Raw genomic sequence first — 25,803 nt, 5'->3', positions numbered from 1 at the left:
TCGATGGCCGGGGCATTCCCGGCCATGCTTCTTTGGGAGACCTTCCGTGCTCGACCTCAAATGGATTCGTGAGAACCCCGCCGACTTCGATCAGGGCCTCGCACGCCGGGGCACGGAGCCGCTGTCGTCCAAAGTGCTGGCGCTCGACGAGGAGCTTCGCGCGCACAAGAAGGCGTTGCAGGATTTGCAGGCGCGGCGCAATGCGGCATCGAAGGAGATCGGCAAGGCGAAGGGCAAGGGCGGCGATCCTGCGAAGGCCGAGGCGCTGATGGCCGAGGTGGCGGACCTCAAGGGCGCGATTGCGGCGGGCGAGGCGAAGGAGCGCGAGCTTGACGCGGCGATCACCGCGCTGCTCGCGGGCATCCCGAACATGCTGCTGCCCGCGCCGGAGGTGCCGGACGGCAAGGACGAGAGCGAGAATGTCGAGCTTCGCCGCGTCGGCACACCCCGCGATTTCGCCGCCGAGGACTTCGCGCCGAAGCAGCATTTCGAGTTGGGCGAGGCGCTCGGCCTTATGGATTTCGAGGCGGCGGCGAAGATTTCCGGCGCGCGCTTCACGGTGCTGAAGGGGAAGCTTGCGAGGCTTGAACGCGCGCTCGGCCAGTTCATGCTCGACGTGCAGACGAGCGAGCACGGCTACACCGAGGTGAACCCGCCGTTGCTGGTTAGAGATCGGGCTTTATACGGCACTGCTCAACTTCCGAAATTCGAGGATGACCTATATAAAACCGCCGGAACGACTTCCTTAGGAGATGCAGTTGGGGCATTTGCGGACGAAGTTGATGTCCGGCGGAACGAAAAAACGGGGCGACAAGAAGCTTTTGAATTGTACTGGCTCATCCCGACCGCCGAAGTTCCACTCACAAACCTCGTGCGCGAGAGCATCCTCCCCGAAGCCGATCTGCCGCTGCGCTTCACCGCGCTGACGCCGTGCTTCCGCGCGGAAGCGGGCGCGGCGGGCCGCGACACGCGCGGCATGATCCGCCAGCACCAGTTCTACAAGGTCGAGATGGTGTCGATCACGACGCCCGACGCCTCGGCCGCCGAGCATGAGCGCATGACGAGTTGCGCCGAAGAAATCCTGAAGCGGCTCGGCCTGCCGTATCGCGTCGTCGTGCTGTGCGCGGGCGACACGGGTTTCGGCGCGCGCAAGACGCACGACATCGAAGTTTGGCTGCCGGGACAGGGCGCTTATCGCGAGATTTCAAGCGTGTCGAACTGCGGCGACTTCCAGGCGCGGCGCATGCAGGCGCGCTTCCGGCCCTCGGCCGCGAAGGACTTGCAGTTCGTCCACACGCTGAACGGCTCCGGCCTCGCGGTTGGCCGCGCGCTCATCGCCGTGATCGAAAACTATCAGGAGGCGGATGGCTCGATCCGCGTGCCTGACGCGCTCTTGCCCTACATGGGCGGCGTCACGCGCATCGGAGCATAGGGGCAACGTGGCTATTTCGCCGCGATGCTGTCGAGGAAGCGCGTAAGGTCGTCCGTCTCGTAGTGGATGTAGGGCGGCAGCGCCGTCGCGGCGGCGAGCGCGTGCTGCGACGGGTGGTCGAGGTAGTCCGAGCGGACGAGCACGGTCTTGATGCCGAGCGCATGCGCCGCTTCGAGGTTGTGCGGCAGATCTTCGAACATCGCGGCCTTGCAGTCGCCGCCCTCGCAATAGCGCATGAAGGCGCTGAAGCTTTCGGGCTTCGGCTTCGGCACATAATTTCCCGCCGCGATGTCGAAAATACCGTCGAAACGGTCGAGCACGCCGAGCTTCGCCGCGACGCGCTCGGCATGGCGCGTCGAGCCGTTGGTGAAGATGAACTTGCGGCCTTCGAGGCGCGCGATGGCGGCGTCAAGCTCCGGCATGGGCGAGACCGGCGCCAGGTCGATGTCGTGGACGTAGTCCATGAACTCTTCCGGCTTCACGCCATATTCGGCCATCAGCCCGGCAAGCGTGGTGCCGTAGTGATAGTAGAGATCCTTCTGCACCTTCCGCGCCGCCGCGTGGTCGAGGCCGAGCAGCTTCTGGATGAAGCCCGACATGCGCTGATCGATCTGCGCGAAGAGGTTGCATTCGGCCGGATAGAGCGTGTTGTCGAGGTCGAAGATCCACAGCCGCGTATCGGCGAAGGCTTGCGCGAGCTGCGCCGCTTCGGCCGCGGCTTCCACGAGCGTTGCGGCGGCCGCGTCGGCGTCTTCCGCCTCCGGGACCGGAAGGGATTCGGAGGGGTGAGCGCTTGCTCTCGCTCGCATCGGTGACTCGTCGGACAAAATTTTACTTTCGGTTTCGCACGGCGTTGCGCGGCCGCACGCCAAATATGGTGCGCCTGCTTCGATCCGGCTACGCGTCAAGCCTTGGCTGATCCCCCTCGTCGAAAAGAAAAGGCCGGGATGCCCCGGCCGTATCCTAATCGCGCTCGATAAGCGTGCCGACACCGTGCTCGGTGAACAGCTCCAGCAGAACGGCATGCGGCACGCGCCCGTCGAGGATCACGACGCCCTCCACGCCCTGCTTGATGACGCTGATGCAGCCTTCCACCTTCGGGATCATGCCGCCGGTGATGGTGCCGTCCGCGATCATCGCGCGCGCCTGGCTCACGGTGAGGCGGTGAATGAGCTTCTTGTTCTGGTCGAGCACGCCCGCCACGTCGGTGAGAAGAAGCAGGCGCTTCGCCTTCAGCGCGCCCGCAAGCGCGCTCGCAAACGTGTCGGCGTTGATGTTGTAGGTCGTGCCGTCGCGCGCGAGGCCGAGCGGGGCAACCACGGGGATGATCTCGTTTTCAGCGAGCACCTGCACGATGCGCGGGTTCACCTCCTCCGGGTCGCCCACGAAGCCAAGGTCTACCACACGCTCGATCGCCGAATCGGGGTCGATCTCGGTGCGCGTCAGCTTCTTCGCAATCATCAGATTGCCGTCCTTGCCGGAGATGCCGCAGGCATGGCCGCCTAGGGCGTTGATCTCCGCCACAATGCCTTTGTTGATGGAGCCCGCGAGCACCATCTCCACCACCTCGACGGTGGCGGCGTCGGTCACGCGAAGACCGCCGGAAAACTCGCTCTTGATGCCGAGCCGGTTCAGCAGCTTCGCGATCTGCGGGCCGCCGCCATGCACCACCACCGGCTTCACACTCGCCTGTTCGAGCATGACGATGTCGCGCGCGAAACTCTCCGCGAGCTTGGCGTCGCCCATCGCGTGGCCGCCATATTTGATGACAACCGTCGCCTGATCGTAGCGCTGCATGTAGGGAAGCGCTTCCGAAAGAATCTCGGCGGCGATGCTGGGCTTTCTGAGGCCCCGGTAGAATTCTTCGTTCGGATCGGGTTCGGCGGCGGACATGCAGTCTCCAGGTCGGCTTTGCGCTTGTCCAAAATTACGGCGCGCGCACGAAGATGCAAGGGCGTTCGCGCGGATGGCGTCACTCGGGACCGGGCGCGGAGGCACCTGCGGCGTTCTCGTCCGTACGCGGTCACGTTGTAGTGTGCGCAATCGAAAACGCCCGGCTGTCACACGGTTGCAATGCGTTTCCCTTTTCTTGTCTAGCGTAAGCCAAGGGGATGAGGGACACGCTTATGCATGGCTTCTTTCGGAACGTGCCGGTGATCCGGTTCGGCAAAAGGCGTTATCGCGCGCTCTTCCTTTCGGACCTGCATCTCGGCACGCGTGCGGCGAAAACGCACGCGCTGGTCGAGTTCCTGAGAACCCACGACGCCGAGACGATCTACCTCGTGGGCGACATCATCGACTTCTGGCGGTTGAAACGCGGCGTGATCTGGCCCGGCGGCAACGACGAAATTCTGCAAATCCTTCTGGAACGCATGCACTCGGGCACGCGCATCGTATATGTGCCCGGCAATCACGACGAAGCACTGCGCGCCTATTGCGGCATGACCTTCAACGGCATCGAGATCACGCGCGACTGCGTCCACACGACGGCCAACGGTCGCAAGCTGTTCGTGCTCCATGGCGACGAGTTCGACGTGGTGGTGCGTTACGCGAAGTGGCTTCGCTTCCTCGGCGACCGCTCCTACGAATTCGTGCTCTGGTGCGACGGGCCGCTTAACTGGGCGCGGCGCAAGCTCGGCTTCGGGCACTGGTCGCTTTCCGTCTACGTGAAGACGCGGGTGAAGGCGGCGGCGGTCTTTATTGACGAGTTCGAGACAGCGCTTGCTGCTGAGGCAAAACGTCGCGGTTATGACGGTGTCGTGTGCGGCCATATCCATCATCCGGCCGACCGCCTGATCAATGGCGTCCGCTATCTGAATTGCGGAGACTGGACAGAAAACTGCACAGCCATAGCCGAGCACGCAGACGGACAAATCGAGATCCTGCGCTGGCTTCAAGGGGATCGCGAAAGCGAACCGGCGGCAATTCGCGAGCCCGTGCTCAAGGCGGCCTAGGTGCAATCTCGACGCTTGACGAGGCGGCGGCAACACCCGACCTTGTGAGTCATCCCGTTGTGACGAGCATACTCAAGTGAATTATCGGCTAAACCTGTTCGACCTATTGAGTCAGTCGGTTCCGGCCGTTGGCTGCGAGCAACTGGACGCCGCGCTTGAGCGGCTCATGACTGCCGATCATGACGAAACCGCTATCCACGCGGCAAGGCGGCATTTCAAGCGGACCCGCGCGCTCCTCGATCTTGTGAAATCGGTGGATAAGGGAGACGCGGCCCGAAGCTCGCAGAAGCTTCTGTCGGGTGCGGGGAAGCTGCTTTCCGCGAGTCGCGACGCGCAGGTGGCCGTAGGTGCGGCGGAGACACTGCGCGAAGAGTTCGCCGACGCTTCCCATGAACGGCTTTTTTCTGATCTGTCGTCATGGCTGCAGGCGCGGCACGAGCACGTGCTGGAGCGGGCGGTTTCCGAAAACATAGGAAACGCCATCGCTGAGGTCGCCAAGGCGAAGGCGTGTCTTTCGCAGTTCGATTTCGGCGACGCATCCGCGAAGGATTTGCTGGCCGCCTCCGCGCGAACCTACAAGCGCGGCCGGCGTGAGATGAAAAAGGCGCTCGCCTCCGAACACGCCGAGGATCTGCACGAGTGGCGCAAGCAAGTGCAGCGCCACTGGCGGCAGACGCTGCTGCTCCGAACGGCGTGGCCCAAGGAAGCGAAGGCGCGCGCGAAACTCGCGAAGACGCTGTCGGATGCGCTCGGGCTCCATCACGACCTCGCCGTGCTGCGCGAGATGATCGAGCAAAACCGCGCAGTGTTTCGCACGCCCGCCGACGTGAATACGCTGCTCCTTTTTATCGAGGAAAAGCAGGCGTCGCTGCTCGCCGATGCAAAGGAACGCGGCGAACACCTCTTCTCGGAGAAGCCGAAGGGGTTTCATGCTCGGCTGAAAGCCCACTGGAAGAGCGTCAACCGCACCGACGAAAAGCGCCCCGGTCGGCGAAAAAAGCAGAAATGCACGAAGAAGCCGCCATGCGGGCCGGGCTGCAAATGCGAAAAGAAGCTGGCGGCCAAAGCGTAACGCAAAGCCCTCTTGCCAGAAACGCGCGAAACGGCGATATAAGGGGCGGGAGGTTGGCGCAGGCGTATCGCTCGCCAACCGGGTCAGGTCCGGAAGGAAGCAGCCCTAACGAATCCGATGCGGGTTGCTGTCCAGCCTCTCACTGCCGCCTTGCGCGGCAACAGCTTTCGTAGCCGTTTCGCGGCAGAAGCGTTTGATGCCCCGTCGCGGCACCAGCTTGTTCCGCCTTTGGCGGCACGAGCCTTCGACGCCGCTTTCGCGGCACCATGTAAACGGGCGCATGACGGTCCGCCTGCCGGATCTGGGACATGAGCAATAGCGATAACGCCCCGGCGCTCCCCACCTCCGAAGTTTCGGGAAAAGCGCAGTCCTATCTCGTTCTCGCGCGAAAATACCGCCCGCAGACGCTCGACGATCTCATCGGCCAGGATATCCTCGTTCGCACGCTTCGAAATGCGTTCGCGATGGACCGTATCGCACAAGCCTACATGCTCACGGGCGTGCGCGGCGTCGGCAAGACCACCACCGCCCGCATTCTCGCCCGCGCGCTGAATTACGAGCGCGACGGCCTGCCAGACCGCCCGTCGCTCGACATCGCCGAACTCGGCCGCCATTGCCAGGCCATCATGGATAGCCGTCATGTGGACGTGCTCGAAATGGACGCGGCCTCCAACACCGGCATCGACGACATCCGCGAGATCATAGAGGCGGTGCGCTACAAGCCCGCTGCCGCGCGCTATCGCGTCTTCATCATCGACGAAGTGCACATGCTGTCGAAGTCGGCCTTCAACGGCCTGCTCAAGACGCTTGAAGAGCCACCGCCGCATGTGAAGTTCATCTTCGCGACGACGGAAATCCGCAAAGTCCCCGTCACGATCCTGTCGCGCTGCCAGCGCTTCGACCTGCGCCGCGTCGAGCCGGAAGTCTTGTCCGCCCACTTCGCGCGCATCCTCGAAAAGGAAGGCTACGCCGCCGACGATTCGGCGCTGGCGCTCATTGCGCGTGCGGCGGAAGGCTCGGTGCGCGACGGATTGTCGCTGCTCGATCAGGCGCTGACCATGGCGGAGGGCCGCCTCACTGCCGCCTCCGTGCTCGACATGCTGGGTCTTTCGGGCCGCGACGCGATCTTCGACCTGCTGGAACGCATCTTCGACGGCGACGCGGCGGGCGCGCTCACCGCACTCGGTGCGCTGAACGAACGCGGTGCGGACCCGACGCTTATCATTTCCGACGTGGCCGACGCGGTGCATGCGCTGTCGCGGCTCAAGGTTTTGCCCGGCGCCTACCCGCACGATTTGTCCGCCGACGATCGCGCCCGCGCCGACCGTCTCGCCGCGTCGCTTCCGGTTCCACGCCTCGCCATGGCCTGGCAGATGCTTCTCAAGGGTATCGACGAGGCCGCGCGCGCGCCGCGCCCCTTGGCCGCCGCCGAGATGCTCGTCTTCCGCATGTGCTATACGGCGCAGTTGCCGTCTCCGGCCGATGTCATCGGCGAGTTGAAGCGCAGCGGCGAACGCGCTCCAGTCCGTGATTCGGCCTCCAGCGCTCCGGCCCGCGATTCGGCTGCGGGCGCTTCGGCAACGAGCGGCGGGTTCGAGCCGGCCCGTTCCCGCGTCCTCTCGTCGCGCGGAAGCGAAGCCGTCGCGGCCGAAGCACCAAGAGAAGCCGCGCGCAGCTTCGCGTCCTTCGAGGAGATCGTTGAAAAAGTCAGGGCGGCCCGCGACATCATGCTGCAAAAAGCCCTTGAAGAACGGGTCGAACTCGTGAAATTCGGGCCGGGCTTTCTGGAACTTCGCCTGCTCGAAGGCGCGCCTCAATCACTCGCGCCAGAGCTTGCGAAGAAACTGCAAGCCTGGACGGGCGAGCGCTGGATCGTTTCGCTGTCGGAGGAGCGCGGGCTTCCTCCGCTCGGCGCGCGCATGAGGGACGAAAAGGCGCAGGCCAAGGAAGAGATTCGCAAGCATCCTGCGGTGAAGAGCATTCTCCATCACTTCCCTGATGCCGAGATAACGGATGTGCGAAAGCTCGATTGAGAGCGTCAGGGCAGATCGTCCGCGCGGATCGGTCGAAGAGCGAAAACGGGTTCCGGGCTTCGGCCGAGGGTCGGAGCCGAACCAAGAAGAGGCTTTGAATGAAAAACATCATGTCGATGATGAAGCAGGCGCAAGAACTGCAAACGAAGATGGCCGAGCTTCAGACCGAGCTTGAAACCATGCAGGTGGAAGGCACCTCGGGCGGCGGGCTCGTCAAGGTGCGGCTCACCGGCAAGGGTGTGATGGCGGGCCTGTCCGTCGATCCGAGCCTCATCAAGCCGGAAGAGAGCGAAATTCTGGAAGATCTGATCGTCGCCGCGCACAACGACGCCAAACAGAAGTCTGAGCATGTCATGGCAGAGAAGATGCAGGAACTGACGGCGGGCCTGCCGTTGCCTCCGGGCCTGAAGCTGTTCTAGAGGCGGCTCCATCTTTCAAGCGCCTTTTGGCGGTTCGCGTCGCACCCTTTGTTCGGCCACCTCGCGTTCGATCACCCGATTGAGTGCGCCGGTGGTCGGATGGTCCATTCCGGCTAATGGAACTTGTTCGCTTCCCGCTTTCGAACGATGATGCTTCGCCGCGCTTCCTAAGCGGAGAGGCGCGCGACCGCAACGGCGGCCTTCTGAGCGTCCGAGTCCGCAGGTGTGGGTGCTGTCCGACGACATGTACGAGCACCTCGCGCTGCCTTGTCGCAGCTTGCAACAGTCTTTTTTTGCGAAGGGCGCGGCGATATTAGCGTTTTCAACCGCCACGCTGGCGAAGCCCTGGAAGGAATGTTACAGTTGCGTGAAATTGGAAGCATTCCACGGCCGCTTGGGGGCGAAATGATCGACCGAAACGGATGGTGTCCTCCGGCATTGCCGGGGGAAGCTTAAGTGCCGGCCATGAGCAGCACGGTGCAAAATCCCATTATGCCGCAGGACTTGCTTGCAGCCTACACGCCGCCCACGGTCGGACACGATGAAGCCATCGACGCCGATGGAAGGATCCGGCCGCAATGGCAGGCCTTCTCCGAGGCGTTCGGCGCAGTTCCTCCCGAAGAACAGGCCCAGCGTCAGGAAAGGCTTCGCCGCCTCGTCGCCGAGAACGGCATAGCGCACGATCTCTTCGCCGAGCCCGGCAGCCGACAACCCTGGTCCATCGATCTCATCCCCATCATGATTTCGGCCGCCGAATGGGCGATGCTGGAACGCGGCATGATCCAGCGCGTGCAGCTCTGCGACATGATGGTGAAAGATTTCTACGGGCCGCAAACGCTGCTTCGCTCGGGCCGTGTGCCTCCACGCCTCGTGTTCAGCGATCCCGCGTTCCTGCGCGCCTGCCGTGAGCCGAAGAATACGGGCCACCTCATCAATTTCTTCGCCGCCGATCTCATCCGTGATGCGAGCGGCGAGTGGCGCATCATCGACGTGCATGCCGAGACGCCGGCGGGCGTGGGCTTCGCGCTCGCGAACCGGCTGCTGCATGGCCAGCTCATGGGCGACGTGTTCCGAAGCTGCAGGGCCGTTCGGCTCGCGTCCCATTTCCAGCATATCCAGAGCGAGCTTTTGCAGCGCATCGAGCGCGACGATCCGCTCATCACGCTGCTCACGCCCGGTCCCCAGCACGACGACTATTTCAGCCACGCCTATCTCTCGCGCTATCTCGGCTTCCAGCTCGTGGAAGGCGGCGACCTGCGCGTGATCGGCAGCCGCGTCTACATGAAGACGCTGGAAGGGCTGAAGCCCATCGATCTCATGATCCGCTGCGTGGAAGGTTCTCATTGCGATCCGCTCGAACTCGACCCGAACGGCTTTGCCGGTCCGGTTGGCCTCGTGCAAGCGCTCAGGCGCAATCCGCGCCTTATGATGAACTTCCTCGGCTCGTCCATTGTGGAGAATCGCGGCCTCGGTCCGCTCCTGCAGGACGTCAGCCGCACGCTTCTCGGTCAGGATCTCGTCCTCCACGACACACATCGGCGCTGGCTCGGCGACATGGAATCGCGGGTCTATGTGTTCGCTCATCCCGAGCGCTTCGTGATCCGCCACGCGCATGAGGGCACCGGCCGACCGGGCCGCGCGGAAGTCGGCATCATGCTCGAAACGCTGACGCCCAAGGCGCTCGACGCGCTTCGCTTCGAACTCGATGTGAACGGGCAGGACTACGTCGCCGAGGAGCGCTCCGACAGCGCCTATGCACCGTCGTGGACCGCCGACGGGCTGACCTCGCGCCGCTTTGCGATGCGCTTGTTCGTGGCGGGCATCGACGGCGATTATCGTGTCATGCCGGGCGGCCTCGCGATGTCGCTCGACGGGACGCCGGGCGTCGCCATGTCGGCGCGCGACGGCCATTCGCGGGATGTGTGGATCGCCTCCGACGAGGAGGTGATGCCGCCGCATATCTCGCTGATGCGGCCCGCCGCCGAGGTTGCGCGCGTGCTTCGCGCTGGCATCGGCCTTAGAAGCCGCATTGCGGATAACCTTTATTGGCTCGGCCGGTATTGCGAGCGAGCGGATTGGGTGATGCGTCTCATGCGCGGCGCGTTGAGCCGCTCGGAGGATTCCGGCACGGTGCCCATCGGCGCTGGCGGACGGCGCGCGCTCGAACTCATCCTGTCGAAGGATCAGCCCGCTTCGGCGCCGGGGATCGGCCACGACCCGCGCGCCATCGAGCAATCGGTGCGCCTGCTGATGACCGCGCCCGGCCGCTCGCACAGCTTGCCCGGCCTCGAAAGCAACATGCTTCGCGTGGGCAGCATCGTGCGCGAGCGCCTCTCGCTAGAGGTTTGGCAGACGCTGCTCCGCTTCTCGAACATTGCGTCTCCGCAAGCGAACGACCTCTCCGACTCGGTGAAGCTGCTCGACCGGCTCAATGCGGGCATCGTCACCATGGCGTCGCTCAACGGCCTGACCGCCGAGAACATGACGCGGAACTATGGTTGGCGCTTCACGGACATCGGTAGGCGGCTCGAACGCGCGTATAATCTGGCTGAACTTCTGCTCGCTCTGTTCGGCGAGGTAAAGCGCGAGGACGACGAGACGGCGCGCCTCTTCTTCGTGCTGAACGTGGCGGACAGCACCATCACCTTCCGCCAGCGCTATCTGTTTGCGCCGATCCTCTCGCTCGTGCTCGACCTCCTCATGGTGGACGAGGCGAACCCGCGTGGTATCGGCTTCCAGCTCTGCGCGATCACGGACCATCTTCAGGCGCTGCCGCAGGCTTCGCCGCACGCCCCGCACAACGAGGAGCAACGGCTCATTCTGGAGCTTCTGACGAAGGTGCGCCTCGCGAAGGTCGCCAGCCTTGAGCATGCCGACGCGTCCGGCAATCGCGTGGAGCTTCAGGAGTTGCTGGGCGCCCTGCTTTCGGGCTTGCCGAAGCTCTCCGAAGCGATTACGCGCCGTTACTTCAACCTGACCGAAGAAGAGCTTCGGCGCGTCTACACCCGCTTCGGTAGCCATTCATGAATTTCGAGATCAGCCATCGAACGACGTATCGCTATTCGGCACCGGTTTCGCAGTCCCACCATGTCTTGCACCTGACGCCTCGCTCCCACTACCGCCAGACGGTTTCACGGCACAGCCTCATCATCGATCCGGCGCCCGCCTCCAAGGCGGAAATGGTCGACGATTTCGGCAACCCCGTCTCGCTGATCGCCATTGAGCAGGATCATCGCGAGTTGCTGATTCATTCGCGCGCGCAGGTCGAGGTGTTCGCGCCGATGCAGATCGACACGAGCCGCACGGCAAGCTGGAACGACGTCGCCGCGACGCTTCGCGCCAATCTCGGCCCGGAAACGTTCGAGGCGATCCAATATTCATGCCCGTCGCGCTTCATACGGCCGTCGCGCGACATCCACAAATTCGCGCGGGCGAGCTTTGTGGAGGGCCGCCCGATGCTCGAAGCCGTGCAAGATCTCACGGCGCGCATCAACCGCGATTTCAAATATGAGAGTGGGGCGACCGATGCCGCGACTTCGGTCGAGGAGGTGCTCCGCATCCGGCGCGGCGTGTGCCAGGACTTCGCGCATCTCGAAATTGCGTGTCTCAGGACGATGGGTCTCGCCGCCCGCTATGTGAGCGGCTATCTGCTGACCTACCCGCCAGCGGGACAGCCGAAGCTCATCGGCGCGGATGCGAGCCACGCGTGGATTTCGGTGTGGTCGCCCGAAATCGGCTGGGTGGATTTCGACCCGACGAACAACATGATCCCCGGCGAGGAGCATATCGCCATCGCCTTCGGGCGCGACTTTCAGGACGTAAGCCCGGTCAGCGGCGTGCTGCTGGGCGGCGGCGAGCATGAGGTCGAGGTGGCCGTGGACGTGAACCCCGTCAACGGCTGGGCCAGTATCGCGCGCTGACGTTTCCTCCGCCGGGCCATCGCGCGGCCTTCTCCTTCAACGCCGGCAAAGCCCCGCATTTTCCAGCAAGATCTGACGTTCGCCCTTGAAGGCGCAGACGGGCTGCGCCATCGCCGCGGCCTCCGCCCTGCGCCCGCTCTCCTTCAAAAGCAGCGCAAGGTTCACCCGGATCAGGTGCTCCAGCTCGGGCTTGAAGAACGCGCGCAGCATCTCGCGTTCGGCGAGCGCCGCACGCCATTCGCGTTCCGCACCGGCGTTGTCGTTGTCGCCTTGCAGCGTCACGGCACGGTAAATGTGCGAGCGCGGATCGCGCGGGAACTCCGCGAGAAGCTCCGCCGAGCGCGCCCGGATCTCGTCCATGCCCTTGGGCAACCGCGCGTCGGGGATGACGTGAACCGCAAGCGTCTGCGAACTGTAGGTCGCGACGACCTGCGACGCGGCGAAGATCGCGCCACACAGGCCGAGGACCGCGATCGCGATAGCCGTCTTGCGGTGCGGCGGCGCCTCGGTATCTGGATGCCACAGGCCGAGCAGGGTGCCCCCGACGATGCCGCCGGCGATTGCGCCGCCGATATGCGCCGCGAAGTCGATGCGTTGCCCGAACAGCCCGTCGAACAGCGGGATAAGCGACGGAATGAGCACGCCGAGCGAACCCGACAGCATCAGCCGCCGCTGGCGGGATTGCATCGGAAAGCGATAGGCGATGACGAGCGCCGCCGCGAAAAGGCCCATGATCGCGCCCGACGCGCCGACCGAAATGAGGTCCGCCGCGTTGATGGCGAGCGACGCCAGCCCGCCGCCGAGCGCACCAACGACGAAGATCGCCGCGAACCAGATGGGGCCGACCACGCGTTCCAGCGCCGCGCCCGCGAACAGAAGCGCGAGGCTGTTCAACGCAAGATGCGGCACGCCGCCATGCAGCAGCGGCGCGGAGAACAGCCGCCACCATTGGCCGCCCTCCACGACGAGGCTCTTGTCGAGCGCGCCAAGTGCGACGAGCGTCGAGATGCCGGGATCGAAGAGGGTGCCGCTTCCGTCGATGCGAAACACGGCCTCGCACAGATACACGGCGAGGATGGCGCCGATCAGGCCCAACGTGGCGGTCAACGGCGGCCGCTGGTATGCGCTCACCGCGTCGCGGCCGTCCGGCAGGGGGATGTCTCGCATCAGTCGGCCTTCAGTTCCTTGACCCGGTCTATCGTCATCTGGTTTACGCATCCCGAAACGATGACTTTCTCACCCGTGCCACCCAGCATTACGCTTCCCCGCCAATTGCAATTCGTATCGCGGAACTTGAGCCACGCGCGTTGAGATTCAATGAGCCGCCCGCGGATTTCTTGCGCGTCGTCCTCGCTGGAGTTCTTTTCGAGGAGCGTCTTGTAAATCCGGTTCAACTCGGCATCGTTCCGCTCAAAGTCGCGGCCGATGCAATCCACCGTGGCCGCCGTCGACATGGCCTTGTCGAGGCAGGCGTCGAGAGGTTGCCGAACTTCTTCGGCGCGCGCGTGCGAAGACGCAGCCATACAAATAAAAAATGCGAAAAATATCCTCATGGGCTCTCCGTCCGTCTCACAAGGCCGAGCGTCGCAGGGCGCACTATGTCCGGCGACCGCGCGCGAGGCAACGGTTAGAGCGACATGCCACCGTAGGGAAGATGCGCTGGTATCCGTTTCGGAATGTCTCTAAAGTCGGCTCAACGGGGCATGCTCCTTGCATGACATGGCGAAAGATCAGGGCGTGAACCCAGCACAGGGACATCAGATGACCGATACGAAAGAAACCATCGTCTACGCCGTTTGCGAGGCGAACATTGCGCCCGGCTGGGTGCAGCCGTTCACCCTTGCTAAGGTAGGCGCGGATGGCAAGGATGAGCCGTTCCCCATTCTGATCGTGCGCGACGAGGCTCGGAAGTTTTACGCCTACGTGAATGCCTGCCCGCACGAGAAGAAGCCGCTTTACGAAGAGTCCGAGAATTACGTGTCGGACGGGCGGCGCCATCTGCACTGCATGCAGCATGACGCGAGGTTCGAGCCGAATACGGGGCTTTGCGTCGAAGGCGACTGCAAGTTTCAGAGCCTCGAAAGCATACCCGTCGCGATCATCGACGGCGACGTGTGTATCGCGGGCGTCGAACTTGCCGAGGACGACGACGCTGGTCCGCCGGAAATCATGATCGTTTCCGAATAGGCGACGCGCGAGCGCAGCGGTTTCAGGCGGTGTGCGAACGCGCGCCGCCTTATTCGTGCCGGCAACGTCGGGACGAGCGCGCTCAGCATGCGTCATTTTGGCCGGAACGGAACATTCGCTTTGTTTAATTAGTCCAGTTCCAGCCTTCGCGCTCGGCCGCAGGAAGCGCGCATCTCCCGCGATCCGCCGTTTAGCACCCGGCGACGCTTTCGGTACGAACCTTGCTCTCTGCCTTCTGCCGCGCGCGGCCTACGCACAGGAGAAGCGAATGACCGAAGCCCTCACAGCCACCCCGGAAGGCAGACCTTTCGACCTGCCGCTGGTGTTCAAGCGCCACGTCTTCATCTGCGCGCAGCAGCGGCCGCCGATGCATCCGCGCGGCAGTTGTGCGGCCTCCGGCGCGATGCCGCTGATCGAGCGCCTTTCCGCGAAGATACAGGCGTTGCAAGACCCGGAACTCGCCGTCACGGTGACGGGCTGTCTCGGCTTCTGTCAGGCGGGACCGGTGGTCGTCGTCTATCCCGAGGGCATCTGGTACGCGCCGAAGACGGTCGAGGACATCGACGAGATCTGCGTGTCGCATCTCTGCGAGGGCGAACCCGTCGAGCGGCTCATCTTCGTGCCGAAGGTGTGACGCGCGTTTCGCCCATCCTCCGCATGGCTGATAGTCGCGCGTCGGCGTAGCGCAAGCGTGCATTGAACAGCCGCCGCGAATGGCCTAGCTGTGGGGGTGACAAACACCCGCAGGAGAACGGCCCCGATGGCGAAGGATTTCAAGCAGAGCGCGATCGAATATCACGAGAGCGACCCGCCGGGAAAACTCGCCGTCACGCCGACGAAGCCGCTGTCTACCCAGCGAGACCTGTCGCTCGCCTACTCGCCGGGCGTGGCGTTCGCCTGCGACGAGATCGTGGCCGACCCGGCGGCGGCGGCGCGCCTCACCGCGCGCGCCAACCTGATCGGCGTCATCACCAACGGCACCGCCGTGCTCGGCCTCGGCAATATCGGCCCGCTCGCCTCCAAGCCCGTGATGGAAGGCAAGGCGGTGCTGTTCAAGAAGTTCGCGGGCATCGACGTGTTCGACATCGAAGTCGATGCGAAAGACCCCGACCGGTTCGTGGATGCGGTGGCGGCGCTTGAGCCGACCTTCGGCGCGATCAACCTTGAAGACATCAAGGCGCCCGAGTGCTTCGAGATCGAGCAGAAGCTCCGTGAGCGCATGAACATCCCGGTCATGCATGACGATCAGCACGGCACCGCCATCGTGGTCGCCGCGGCGATCCTTAACGGGCTGAAACTCGTCGGCAAGGACATCGGCAGCGTGCGCCTCGCGTGCTGCGGCGGCGGTGCGGCGGCGCTCGCCTGCCTCAACCTGCTCGTCAGCCTCGGCCTCAGGCGCGAAAACATCTTCGTGTCCGACCGCGTGGGCGTGGTCTATGAGGGCCGCACCGAGGAGATGAATCCCTACCTCGCGCGCTATGCGCAGCCGACGGAATTCCGCAAGCTCGCCGAGACGCTGGTGGGCGCGGATATCTTCCTCGGACTGTCCGCGCCGCGCGTCGTCTCCGCCGACATGGTGAAGACCATGGCGGAACGGCCCATCATCATGGCGCTCGCGAACCCGACGCCCGAGATCATGCCGGACGAGGTGAAGGCGGTTCGCCCGGACGCGATCATCGCCACGGGCCGTTCGGACTTTCCGAACCAGGTCAACAACGTGCTGTGCTTCCCCTTCCTGTTCCGGGGCGCACTCGATGCGGGCGCGACCGAGATCAACGAGACAATGAAAAAAGCCTGCGCCATGGCCATCGCCGATCTTGCGCAGGCCGAGGCGCACGACATCGTGCTGACGGCCTACGGCGCGGAGAGCTTCCATTTCGGGCCTGATTACATCATCCCGAAGCCGTTCGACCCGCGCCTCATCACGCGGCTTGCGCCCGCCGTCGCCCGCGCCGCGATGGAGTCCGGCGTTGCGACGCGGCCCATCGCGGATTTCGCCGCCTATCGCGAAAAGCTCGTGCGCTTCGTGTTCCGCTCCGGCCTCGTCATGAAGCCCGTGTTCGAGGCCGCGAAACGCGCGCCGAAGCGTGTCATCTTCGCGGAAGGCGACCGCGTGAAGGTGCTTCAGGCGGCGTATCAGGTGCTCTCGGAAGGCATCGCTCAGCCGATCCTCGTCGGCAGCCGCAAATTCATGGAAGAGCGCCTGCGCGATCTGGCGTTGCCGATGAAGCCCGGCGTCGATTTCCAGGTGTTCGACCCGACCGAAGATGCGACCGTCGACGACCTCGCCGCCGACTATCACCGCCTTACCGACCGCAAGGGCATCACCCGCTCTGATGCGCGCGTCGCGGCGCGTCGGCAGAACACCGTGATCGCCGCGATGCTGCTGAAGCGCGGCGAGGCGGACGCGATGATCTGCGGCACGACCGGGCGCTTCGACCGGCACCTGAAGGACATTTCCGACATCATCGGCTTGCGCGCGGGCGTGAAGAATTTCGCCGCGCTGAATGCGCTCGTGCTCGAGTCGGGCACGTTCTTCGTCGCCGACACGCAGGTGAACTACGACCCGACCGCAGAGGAGGTGGCCGAAGCCGCCGTGCTTTCGGCGCGGCAGGTGGCCCGCTTCGGTCTGACGCCGAAACTCGCCTTCCTCTCGCATTCAAACTTCGGCAGCGGCAATACGCCCAGCGCGAAGAAGATGCGCGAGGCGCTGCAATTGTTCTGGGAGCGCGAGCCGGGCGTCGAGGCCGAGGGCGAGATGCATTCCGATATGGCGCTGTCGGAAGGCGTGCGGCGCGAGCTGTTCCCCTATTCGAAGCTCGAAGGCGAGGCGAACGTGCTCATCATGCCGTCGCTCGACGCCGCCAACATCGCCTATAACGCGATCAAGGTGCTGGGCTCGGCCATCTCCATCGGGCCGATCCTGCTCGGCGCGGCTATGCCTGCCCACATCGTGACGCCGTCCGCTTCCGTGCGCGGACTCGTCAATATGACGGCGGTGGCTGTGGTCGGCGCGGGCGAAAGCCGGGAGGCGAAGTAAGGCCCGGCCTCGGTCGCGCCGAGCTTCGCGGCTGGCGCGTTCGACCCGGCCCTATCTCACCACCGGCCCCGGTCCGGGACAGGCCCATTTCCGCCCCATCGCGCAAAGACGGCGCATGCGGGCTTCGCGGATCTTTTGCTTCTTGTACCAGTCGGCGGATGCGAAGGGCGGGTAGTAACACCCGCCCTTTCCGTCCGGGAGCGAGCCGCCGCTGCAAGCGGCCCACGCGGCGCCGCTGAAACAGACGGTCATCGCGGCTGCCGTGAGCACTCGTTTCATCGTTTCCTCTCCTGTCGTTCTCGATTTTTGGCGCGTTGTGCGCGATTGCGGTGAAACGCGTTTCGCGCGCGATGGCTCACGGGAGCGCGGGAATTGATCGACAAATGACAGCGGATGCCTTGCGGGGCCTTACCGGAAACGCAAAAAAGCCCACGTGAAAACGCGGGCTTTTCCATTGAGCGGTAAGCCCCCGGGCCGAGACCCGAGGGCGGAGTTGTCTTAGTTGACGATGTCGCGGCCCTTCGTCTCGCGCAGGAAGAGCACGCCGAGGACGAGGGTCATGATCGCCACGATCACCGGGTACATCAGGCCAGCGTAGATGTTGCCGGTCGAGGCCACGATGGCGAAGGCGGTGATCGGAAGGAAGCCGCCGAACCAGCCGTTGCCGATGTGATAGGGCAGGGACATCGCGGTGTAGCGGATGCGGGTCGGGAAGAGTTCGACAAGCATCGCCGCGATCGGGCCGTACACCATCGTCACGAGGAAGACGAGGTAGACGAGAAGCGCGACCACCGGCCAGCTCACGCCTTCGAGCGCAGACTTCGCCGGATAGCCCGCAGTCTTGAGCGCTTCGGCGAGTTCTTTCTTGAAGCGTTCGCCCTGAACCTTGGCGTCGGGGGCCGCCGCATCATACGACTGCACCACTGTCTCGCCGATCTTGATCGTGGCTGTACCAGCCGCACCCGTCTCGTTGATGTAAGGTACGCCGGCCTTCACGAGCGAAGACTTCGCAACGTCGCAAGGCGAGGTGAACTTCGACTTGCCCACGGGGTCGAACTGGAGACGGCACTGGCTCGGGTCGGCGAAGACCGAAACCGGAGACGTGTCGATGGCCTTGGCAAGCTGCGGGTTGCCTGCATGCGTCAGGAGTTCGAACACGCCGGGATAGGCGTAGGAGCCGAGGCCGAGCGGCTTCAGAAGGCCGGTCGGGTAGTAGGTGAGGATCGCAAGCAGCAGGCCGACCATGATGATGGGCTTGCGGCCGATCTTGTCCGAGAGCCAGCCGAAGATGACGAAGAACGGCGTGCCGATGAGGAGCGCAATCGCGATCATGATGTTCGACCAATAGGGGTCGACCTTGAGCGTCTGCGTCAGGAAGAACAGCGCGTAGAACTGGCCCGTGTACCACACGACGGCCTGACCGGCGGTGAGACCGAACAGCGCGAGCAGAACGAGGCGGCCGTTGCTCCAGTTGCCGAACGCTTCCGAGAGCGGTGCCTTGGAAGTGCGGCCCTCTTCCTTCATCGCCTTGAAGACGGGCGACTCGTTCAGGGTCATGCGGATCCAGACCGAGACGCCGAGCAGCACGATGGAAACGAGGAAGGGAATGCGCCAGAAGCCGTATTCGGCCGCGAACGAGGCAGCCTTTTCGGCGGCCGTGTCACCGGGGGAGAAATAGCGGCAAAGAAGGATGACGATCAGCGAAAGGAACAGGCCGAGCGTTGCCGTAGTCTGGATCCAGCTCGTGCGGTAACCGCGCTTGTTGGGTTCCGCATGCTCCGCCACGTAGATCGCAGCGCCGCCATACTCGCCGCCGAGCGCGAGGCCTTGCAGCAGGCGCAACACGATCAGGATGACGGGCGCCGCGACGCCGATCGTATTGTAGCCGGGCAGCACGCCGACGAGGAAGGTCGACAGGCCCATGATGAGGATGGTGATAAGGAAGGTGTATTTACGGCCGACGAGGTCGCCGAGGCGGCCGAACACGATGGCGCCGAAGGGGCGCACGAAGAAGCCCGCAGCGAAGGCGAGCAGCGCGAAGATGAACTGACCGGACTCGGTCAGGCCGGAGAAGAAGTGCGAGCCGATGATGGCCGCGAGCGAACCGTAAAGGTAGAAGTCGTACCACTCGAATACGGTGCCGAGCGAAGATGCAAAGACCACCTTCCGCTGCTCAGCGGGGCTGATTGCGCCCGCTGGTGTGTAGGCTCTGCCTGCTGCGATGTCTGTCACTAAACCCTCCCAATCTGGATATGCGTCTGTTTCGAAAAACCGGACAAATGGCGTTTGCCGGAGGCGTTTCCGGTGCGCGAATACATCGCAGATTTAGCATAGCTCCCATGCGACGGAGCTAAGACATTGGGGCTAAGACTTTCGGCTTAACGTTGAAAACAAAGCGAAAATTTGGCAAATACCCACGAAAGAGGGAGGAACAACTCTGTGCGCGACTGAGGCTAGGCCATGCAAATAAAGCATGCCTAATATAGCAAACGTAGGCTTCGCCTTTTGCTTTGCCCCTTCTGTCGGGCACCGACATATATCTGTGACAAGGCTATCGTAATAACGGAAGCTGGGGCTCGCCGACCGGCCGGCGGCTCATTACGGGAGCACGAAATGACATCACGAACCCTCGCGGTGGCCTTGGGACTCGCGGGCGTGGCAGCGCTATGCGCACCCGCCCAGGCGCAGGGCATCAAGCAGGCGCAGGACAGCTATTTCCTTGCGGCGAAGGCTGATCTCGAAAAAATCCTCGCACGCCAGCCGAATACGAAGAAGGCGAAGAACATCATCCTGTTCATCGGCGACGGCATGTCGATTCCGACGGTGACGGCCGCCCGCATCATGGACGGGCAGCGGCGCGGCGTGGATGGCGAAAGCAACTCGCTCGCGTTCGAGACCCTTCTTCCCTATGTGGCGCTGTCGAAGACTTATACGCATGACAGCCAGGTGGCGGATTCCGCGCCGACTGCGACCGCGTTGGTGTCCGGCGTAAAGTCGGTCAATGGCACCATCGGCGTCGATCAGCACGTGACGGTTGGCAATTGCGCGAGCCAGAAGGGCACCGAGGTCACGACGATCTTCGAACTGGCCGAAAAGGCCGGGCTTTCGACCGGCATCGTTTCGACGGCGCGCATCACGCATGCGACGCCCGCGGCAGCATACGCCAAGACGGCGGGCCGCGACTGGGAAGTCGATACGAACCTTCCCGGCCCCGCGAAAGCGGCGGGCTGCAAGGACATCGCCACGCAACTCGTCGAATGGCCCGCAGGCAACGGCTTCGAGGTGATTCTCGGCGGCGGCCGATCGTATTTCCTGCCGAAGGAAGTCGCCGACCCTGAAACCGAAGGCAAGACGGGCACGCGCGCCGATGGCCGCAATCTCGTCGATGAGTGGCAGCGCAAATACAACGACGCGGCCTATGTCTGGAACAAGGAGCAGTTCGACGCAATCGATCCGGCCAAAACCGGCCATGTGCTCGGCCTTTTCGAGCGCAGCCACATGCAATACGAGGCGGAACGCGCGAAGGACAAGGCGGGCGAGCCCTCACTCGCGGAGATGACCACCAAGGCCATCGACTTTCTGTCGAAGAACAAGGATGGCTTCGTGCTGATGGTGGAGGGTGGCCGCATCGACCACGCTCATCACGACGGCAAGGCCGGTCTCGCGCTCCTCGATACGCTGGCGCTCGACGAGGCGGTGAAGGCCGCTTACGCCAAGGTCGATCCCGAGGAAACGCTGATTATCCTGACGGCGGACCACAGCCACGTCTTCTCCATCTCGGGCTATCCGAAGCGCGGCAACCCGATCCTCGGCCTCGCGGGCTACGGCCTCGACGGCAAGCCCTACACCACGCTCGGCTATCTGAACGGGCCGGGCGCCAAGGCGAACGAGGCGCGCGCCGATCTCAACGGCGTGGATACCACCGCCCTCGACTTCCGCCAGCAGGCGCTGATCCCGCTCGACGCGGAATCGCACGCGGGCGACGACGTGGCCGTCTTCGCGCAGGGGCCCTCGGCGCACCTGTTTCAGGGCGTCATCGAGCAGAACATGATCTTCCATGTCATGACGCATGCGTCGGGCATTCTGGAGAAGGTGGGCCGGGATACGGCCGCCGCGAAGTAACGACATTTGCGGCTGTCCTCGCGCGAGCGCGCGAATAGAAAATGAATGGCCACCGGCGGTGGCCATTTTTTTGTGCCTCACGTCAGGCCGACATCAGGCGCGCTTCGATGAAATCGAGTTCGCGGACGAGCTTGCGCGCCACTTCCTCCGAAATTTGCCGCGAGCGCCGCAGGCGGAGAATCTCCACACGCTCGGCCCGGATCGCGGCCAGACGAAGCTCGCGCTCGATCTCATAGGCGCGGCGCACGGTTTCACGGCCTTCGCCGTCGGCGGTCTTGTCGCGGATACGCTGGCGGTAGAAGTCTCCGATATTCGCCGCAACATCGGCATAGAGAGCCGCGTCTTCGATATCGTCTCCGCCCGTGCGCTTATGCGTCTCGACTGCTTTCAATGCCGCCTCGGCGACAAGACTTCGGGCCTTGTCCTCTTCTTCTTCTTGCGCGGGCTCAGGCGGAAGCTGAAGTTTGCCGAGAAGAAACGGCAAGGCGATGCTTGCCACGATAAGCGAGACGATAATCACGCCCGCCGCGAGGTAGATCGCGAGGTCGCGCGCCGGGAATGGCGTCAATCCGTCTTCCATCACGAGTGGGAGCGTCAGCACGCCCGCAAGCGTGATCGCACCCCGCACACCCGCGAGCGCGGTGACGGCGACGATACGCCAGCCCGGCTTCCGCATGACTTCGCCCCGAAGCGCCGCGCGAAAAAGCGTGAAGCGCAGCGACACCCACACCCAGACGAGCCGCAGTGCGATCAGCGCGGCGCTGATCGCCATGACGTACACTATGAGCCACGCCGGGTCGATATGCCCTGTATCGCGCACGACCTGCGCCGCCCCCGCTCCGATCGTCGGCAATTGCTCGCCGAGAAGCACGAAGATCACGCCCTTCACCGCGAACTGCACAGTGTCCCAGACAGCGGCGCGGCTCACGCGCGTGAGAGCCATGGCTTGCCCGGTCTGCTCCGCATAGCTCATGGTTATGCCGGCAGCCACCGCGGCCAGGATGCCCGAGCAGTGGAGGTGCTCCGCCAGGAGATAAGCGCCGAATGGAATGAGAAGGCTGATGAGGATCTGCGTGCCGGGATCTTCGCCGAAGGTGCGAGCGAACCAGTTCTTCATCCGCGTTACGGCCCATGTCACGCCGGTGCCAATGGCGATGCCGCCCGCCGCGAGCCAGACGAATGTGCCCGCCGCGTCGATCAGCGAGAACGTCCCCGTCAGCGCCGCCGCGACGGCAAATTGCATGCAGACGAGGCCCGAAGCGTCGTTCAGGAGCGACTCGCCTTCAAGAATGTGCATCAACCGCTGCGGCACGGGCACGCGTTGGGCGATGGCGGACACAGCGATCGGGTCAGTCGGTGACACCACGGCCGCGAGCGCGAAGGCCACGGCGAGCGGCATCGACGGGATCAGCCAATGCACGAACAACCCGACGCCGAGCACCGTAAAAATTACGAGGCCGAAGGAGAGTTCGAGGATGGCGTTCGCGTCGCGGAACAGGCCCTCCTTCGGGATGCGCCAGCCATCGAGAAAGAGAAGCGGCGGCAGGAACAGGAGGAAGAAGATGTCCGGCTTCAGTTCGACGCCGAGATCCGCGACATTGGCGATGGCGGCGCCGAGCGCGATCTGAACGAGCGGCAGCGGCAACGCGACAGGAAGCGCGCGCGAAACCCATCCGCTCAGTACGACGGCGAGCGCGAGCACGAGGGCGGTCGTGATCGTGTCCATGTTTCTCTTAACCTTTCAACGGCGCGCGGATTGGGGATCGCTCGCGCCGAAGCGTTGTGCGAGGCTCCGGGGCAGTCGCGAGCGCAAGCCCGCGACCGCCCCTCGGCGCAACTCGCGTCAGGCCACGGTGTGGAAGCCGTTATCGGCGAACACTACGGAACCGTTGGTCGATGAGCCCGCATCGCTCGCAAGGAAAGCTGCTACGCGACCGATATCGTCGATGCCGACGAGGTGATGACCGGGCGTGCGATCGCGAACTTCGTCGAGAAGCTCGTCGAAGCGCCCGATGCCCGAAGCCGCGCGCGTCTTGACCGGACCGGCCGAGATGGCGTTCGCGCGGATGCGCTTGTCGGCGAGATCGGCCGCGATATAGCGCACGGTCGATTCGAGCGCGGCCTTCACCGGCCCCATCAGGTTATAGTGCTGCACCACGCGCTCCGATCCATAGAACGTGACCGTGAGAAGCGAGCCGCCGTCAGTCATCAGCGGCATGGCCAGCTTCGCCACGCGGATGAAGGAGTGGCACGAGATATCCATCGCGAGCGCGAAGCCCTCCGCGGTGCAATTCACGATGCTCGTCTGCAAGTCCTCGCGCGGCGCGAAAGCGATGGAATGCAGCACGAAATCGAGCTGCCCCCATTGCTTGGCGATCGTCTCGAATACAGCCTCAAGTTCGCCGGGAACACGGACGTCGCAGGGCAGCATGATCCTCGCTCTGACCGCTTCCGCGACAGGGCTGACGAACCGCAACGCCTTGTCGTTGAGGTATGTGACCGCAAGTTCGGCCCCGGCCTGATGAAACGCCGCAGCACATCCGGCCGCGATACTGTTTTCGTTCGCGATGCCGATAACAAGGCCGCGTTTTCCATTAAGATCGACGATAGCGGTCATGGCAATTCCTTTTCGAGTTTGAACACGTTCCTTGCGCGTTCTCCCCTGAACTTTTGCCTGTTCCGCTTTCTGATGTGCGGTTTACGGTCACTCGCACGCCGTGGCTTGGTGAGCCGGCGTTTGCGGTGCCTGAGATACTGGCGTGGTCAACATGGCCTCGATCGCTCTTGCGATCATGTCTTCGAGGTCTCCGCCCTCACGCGAGGAGGTGAATCTGGAGCACGTTCCTGATAATGCCCAAACCTGACAGGAATGCGGTGATTGCGGCAAATCGCGCATCAATAGGCTCGCCCATTTTTTCGGCGAGCGAGCCGATGAAATCCTTGAGAATCGTCTCGCGCAAAACCCTTGCCGCGTCGGGGCTGGAAAGAGAGCGCGCCGATCATTGCACCATGCCGGAATCTGCGCAAGGTGCGACGTTCAAAGCGATCGATGGACGGCTCCACAAGTGGAGGAAGCCAGTTTCTACTGCGTGGCCGCGGTCCGAACGCCCGCGACGTGACGGCGGCTTTCGGACTCGACAAACAGATGCTGGTGGCTTTCGAAATCGATGTCGTGGCGATTCATCCATGCCCGGACGTTCGCCACGCCGCAGAAGACGAGCACCCCTTCGCCCCGCCGAAGACGGAACAGCGCTTCGCGGCGCACGAGTTCGTCCCCGTCTCGCGCATCTTCCTCCATCAGAAGCGAGGCAGGCACGCGCAGTTCGCCGATACGGATGCGGCTCACCGCCTGATAGGCGACGGAATGTTCGAGCCAGAAGACCTCGCCGAAGTGTTTGCAGGCGGCCCGTTGAGTAATGCAGACGGTTTCGAGGCAATCATGGCCCGATTTTTCCAGATGGCGGCGCAGTTCTGCTCTCGCTTCCTTTCCACCGTCCCGGCGAAGGTCGCGACCGGAGACTTCCTGCGAATAGACGAGCGTCAACCGGCCGTCCCCAATATCAATGAGCAAAGCTCCGGTGGCCGCAATAATGTCGATCTTTCCAACCATGACAGCCCCACCCTTCACTGAAATCTCTGTCTACCCCGTTGAAAGACAAGGAGAACGAGATTATAGTCAATTATGCGTATAATTTTACGACCCGTCAAGAAACTTGATCCGTAGGGAGAGCGAATTTTGGACACGACGGACGAACGCCTGCGCTGGGGCACAGAGCAACGTCTGGAGTTCATTGAGTTTCGCGCCTTCTGGGAAGGTGGCATTCGCCGGGGCGACATCACCGGGCAATTCGGCGTTTCCGTGCCCCAGGCCTCCAACGATCTCGCCCTTTACCAGCGTCTGGCACCGCTGAATTTGCGTTACGACGCGAGCGAGAAGCGCTATGTGCCCACGGCCGACTTCGCGCCGCGCTTCATGAAGCCGGACGCGGATCGCTATCTCGATCAGCTTTGGTGCGTGGCCGACGGTCTCATCGGCTTCGATGAGACGTGGATCGTGCGCGCGCCGGAAGCAGGCGTTGTGCCGGTGCCGAGGCGGCGCATCGAGTCATCCGTGCTGAAGCGGCTTGTCGGTGTCATCAGGGACCGGCGCTCCATCGAAATCCTCTACCAATCCATGACATCGAGGCGCGCGGATCAACCCATTTGGCGTCGCATCACACCCCACGCCTTTGCGCATGACGGGATGCGCTGGCACGTTCGGGCCTTCTGTCACCTGGATGAAAAGTTCAAGGATTTCCTGTTGTCGCGTTGCCGAGAGGTACGCGGCGAGGGAGCGGCGGGCGCGGACGCAGCGGACGATAGCCTTTGGCACACAATGTTCACGGCGGTTCTCGTTCCAAACCCCGAGCTTGCGCCGAGCCAGCGGGAGACGATCGCCCTCGATTACGGGATGACGAACGGGCAGGCCGAGATCCCGATCCGACACGCGCTGCTTTACTATTTCAACAAGCGAATGCGCCTTGATGTGCCCGCTGGGATCGACAAGCCGGCGGAGCGGCCTGTCGTGGTGGCGAATATCGAGGCGCTCCGGCAAGCGCTCGACGAGGCATCAGGTTAGGGTGTT

Annotated in this window: 21 protein-coding genes, 1 other RNA gene and 1 pseudogene; 13 read left to right on the top strand and 10 right to left on the bottom strand. The window is 63.6% G+C overall.

All coding sequences use genetic code 11. The features are described 5' to 3' along the window. The first annotated feature begins 46 nt into the window (after positions 1–46). Positions 47–1,432, top strand: a complete 1,386-nt coding sequence (serS, locus tag RVAN_RS07940; RefSeq protein WP_013419227.1) for a serine--tRNA ligase — start codon at positions 47–49, stop codon at positions 1,430–1,432. 11 nt (positions 1,433–1,443) lie between these two features. On the opposite strand, the gene RVAN_RS07935 is transcribed toward serS, so the two are convergent. Continuing rightward, complete coding sequence (locus RVAN_RS07935; RefSeq protein ID WP_013419226.1) at positions 1,444–2,241, bottom strand: pyrimidine 5'-nucleotidase; 798 nt, start codon at positions 2,239–2,241, stop codon at positions 1,444–1,446. Positions 2,242–2,395: 154 nt separating this feature from the next. Continuing rightward, positions 2,396–3,325: an acetylglutamate kinase gene (gene argB, locus RVAN_RS07930; protein ID WP_013419225.1), complete on the bottom strand. Its 930-nt coding sequence runs from the start codon at positions 3,323–3,325 to the stop codon at positions 2,396–2,398. 233 nt (positions 3,326–3,558) lie between these two features. Here argB and RVAN_RS07925 point away from each other — a divergent pair, with 233 nt between their 5' ends. The 7 genes from RVAN_RS07925 to RVAN_RS07900 all read left to right on the top strand — a co-directional run bounded on the left by RVAN_RS07925 (position 3,559) and on the right by RVAN_RS07900 (position 11,830). Beyond that, positions 3,559–4,386 carry a UDP-2,3-diacylglucosamine diphosphatase gene (locus RVAN_RS07925; protein ID WP_013419224.1) on the top strand — a complete coding sequence of 276 codons (828 nt, stop codon included), beginning with the start codon at positions 3,559–3,561 and terminating at the stop codon, positions 4,384–4,386. A gap of 76 nt (positions 4,387–4,462) precedes the next feature. Next, positions 4,463–5,458, top strand: a complete 996-nt coding sequence (locus tag RVAN_RS07920; protein WP_013419223.1) for a CHAD domain-containing protein — start codon at positions 4,463–4,465, stop codon at positions 5,456–5,458. Positions 5,459–5,505: 47 nt separating this feature from the next. Further along, positions 5,506–5,602: signal recognition particle sRNA small type (ffs, locus tag RVAN_RS19390), an RNA gene on the top strand. A gap of 164 nt (positions 5,603–5,766) precedes the next feature. Further along, a complete protein-coding gene (locus tag RVAN_RS07915; RefSeq protein ID WP_013419222.1) occupies positions 5,767–7,491 on the top strand; it encodes a DNA polymerase III subunit gamma/tau in 1,725 nt (574 codons plus the stop codon). A 98-nt stretch (positions 7,492–7,589) separates the two neighbouring features. Continuing rightward, positions 7,590–7,910 carry a YbaB/EbfC family nucleoid-associated protein gene (locus tag RVAN_RS07910; protein ID WP_013419221.1) on the top strand — a complete coding sequence of 107 codons (321 nt, stop codon included), beginning with the start codon at positions 7,590–7,592 and terminating at the stop codon, positions 7,908–7,910. 477 nt (positions 7,911–8,387) lie between these two features. Then, positions 8,388–10,937, top strand: coding sequence for a circularly permuted type 2 ATP-grasp protein (locus RVAN_RS07905; RefSeq protein WP_169309531.1), 2,550 nt, complete (start codon positions 8,388–8,390; stop codon positions 10,935–10,937). Further along, entirely contained in the window at positions 10,934–11,830 is an 897-nt protein-coding gene (locus RVAN_RS07900) for a transglutaminase family protein (RefSeq protein ID WP_013419219.1), read from the top strand. The genes RVAN_RS07905 and RVAN_RS07900 overlap by 4 nt, the downstream gene beginning before the upstream one ends. Positions 11,831–11,866: 36 nt before the next feature. Here the strand turns inward: RVAN_RS07900 and RVAN_RS18865 are convergent, their stop codons facing one another. Further along, entirely contained in the window at positions 11,867–12,997 is a 1,131-nt protein-coding gene (locus RVAN_RS18865; protein WP_049779271.1) for a rhomboid family intramembrane serine protease, read from the bottom strand. Then, on the bottom strand, positions 12,997–13,353 hold the full coding sequence (locus RVAN_RS07890) for a lysozyme inhibitor LprI family protein (RefSeq protein ID WP_049779270.1): 357 nt from the start codon (positions 13,351–13,353) through the stop codon (positions 12,997–12,999). The genes RVAN_RS18865 and RVAN_RS07890 overlap by 1 nt, the downstream gene beginning before the upstream one ends. Positions 13,354–13,591: 238 nt before the next feature. On the opposite strand from RVAN_RS07890, the gene RVAN_RS07885 reads away from it, so the two are divergent. The 3 genes from RVAN_RS07885 to RVAN_RS07875 all read left to right on the top strand — a co-directional run bounded on the left by RVAN_RS07885 (position 13,592) and on the right by RVAN_RS07875 (position 17,057). Continuing rightward, the gene (locus RVAN_RS07885) at positions 13,592–14,017 is read left to right on the top strand and encodes a Rieske (2Fe-2S) protein (RefSeq protein WP_013419216.1); all 426 of its coding nucleotides are present in this window, start codon (positions 13,592–13,594) and stop codon (positions 14,015–14,017) included. A gap of 268 nt (positions 14,018–14,285) precedes the next feature. Next, positions 14,286–14,651, top strand: coding sequence for a (2Fe-2S) ferredoxin domain-containing protein (locus RVAN_RS07880; protein WP_013419215.1), 366 nt, complete (start codon positions 14,286–14,288; stop codon positions 14,649–14,651). A 126-nt stretch (positions 14,652–14,777) separates the two neighbouring features. After that, positions 14,778–17,057, top strand: a complete 2,280-nt coding sequence (locus tag RVAN_RS07875) for an NADP-dependent malic enzyme (protein ID WP_013419214.1) — start codon at positions 14,778–14,780, stop codon at positions 17,055–17,057. 51 nt (positions 17,058–17,108) lie between these two features. On the opposite strand, the gene RVAN_RS20095 is transcribed toward RVAN_RS07875, so the two are convergent. Both RVAN_RS20095 and RVAN_RS07870 read right to left on the bottom strand, forming a co-directional pair. Continuing rightward, a complete protein-coding gene (locus RVAN_RS20095; RefSeq protein ID WP_013419213.1) occupies positions 17,109–17,336 on the bottom strand; it encodes a hypothetical protein in 228 nt (75 codons plus the stop codon). 219 nt (positions 17,337–17,555) lie between these two features. Further along, on the bottom strand, positions 17,556–19,289 hold the full coding sequence (locus RVAN_RS07870) for an MFS transporter (protein ID WP_013419212.1): 1,734 nt from the start codon (positions 19,287–19,289) through the stop codon (positions 17,556–17,558). A 381-nt stretch (positions 19,290–19,670) separates the two neighbouring features. Between RVAN_RS07870 and RVAN_RS07865 the strand changes: the two genes are divergently transcribed. Beyond that, positions 19,671–21,179 (top strand): alkaline phosphatase, encoded by a 1,509-nt coding sequence (locus RVAN_RS07865; protein WP_013419211.1) that lies wholly within the window; start codon positions 19,671–19,673, stop codon positions 21,177–21,179. Between the two features lie 82 nt (positions 21,180–21,261). On the opposite strand, the gene RVAN_RS07860 is transcribed toward RVAN_RS07865, so the two are convergent. The 4 genes and pseudogenes from RVAN_RS07860 to RVAN_RS07850 form a co-directional block, all read right to left on the bottom strand. Next, positions 21,262–22,905 (bottom strand): Na+/H+ antiporter, encoded by a 1,644-nt coding sequence (locus RVAN_RS07860; protein ID WP_013419210.1) that lies wholly within the window; start codon positions 22,903–22,905, stop codon positions 21,262–21,264. Positions 22,906–23,022: 117 nt separating this feature from the next. After that, positions 23,023–23,796: an enoyl-ACP reductase FabI gene (gene fabI / locus RVAN_RS07855; RefSeq protein WP_013419209.1), complete on the bottom strand. Its 774-nt coding sequence runs from the start codon at positions 23,794–23,796 to the stop codon at positions 23,023–23,025. A 196-nt stretch (positions 23,797–23,992) separates the two neighbouring features. Beyond that, positions 23,993–24,160 (bottom strand): annotated as a pseudogene (locus RVAN_RS21135) (TetR/AcrR family transcriptional regulator); the annotation flags it as partial. A gap of 101 nt (positions 24,161–24,261) precedes the next feature. Then, positions 24,262–24,789: a hypothetical protein gene (locus tag RVAN_RS07850; protein WP_013419208.1), complete on the bottom strand. Its 528-nt coding sequence runs from the start codon at positions 24,787–24,789 to the stop codon at positions 24,262–24,264. Between the two features lie 126 nt (positions 24,790–24,915). On the opposite strand from RVAN_RS07850, the gene RVAN_RS07845 reads away from it, so the two are divergent. After that, entirely contained in the window at positions 24,916–25,797 is an 882-nt protein-coding gene (locus tag RVAN_RS07845) for a WYL domain-containing protein (protein ID WP_013419207.1), read from the top strand. Positions 25,798–25,803 lie beyond the last annotated feature (6 nt).

The organism is Rhodomicrobium vannielii ATCC 17100 (assembly GCF_000166055.1).
GTDB classification, from domain to species: domain Bacteria; phylum Pseudomonadota; class Alphaproteobacteria; order Rhizobiales; family Rhodomicrobiaceae; genus Rhodomicrobium; species Rhodomicrobium vannielii.
This window is presented reverse-complemented; position numbering and strand designations above follow the sequence as displayed.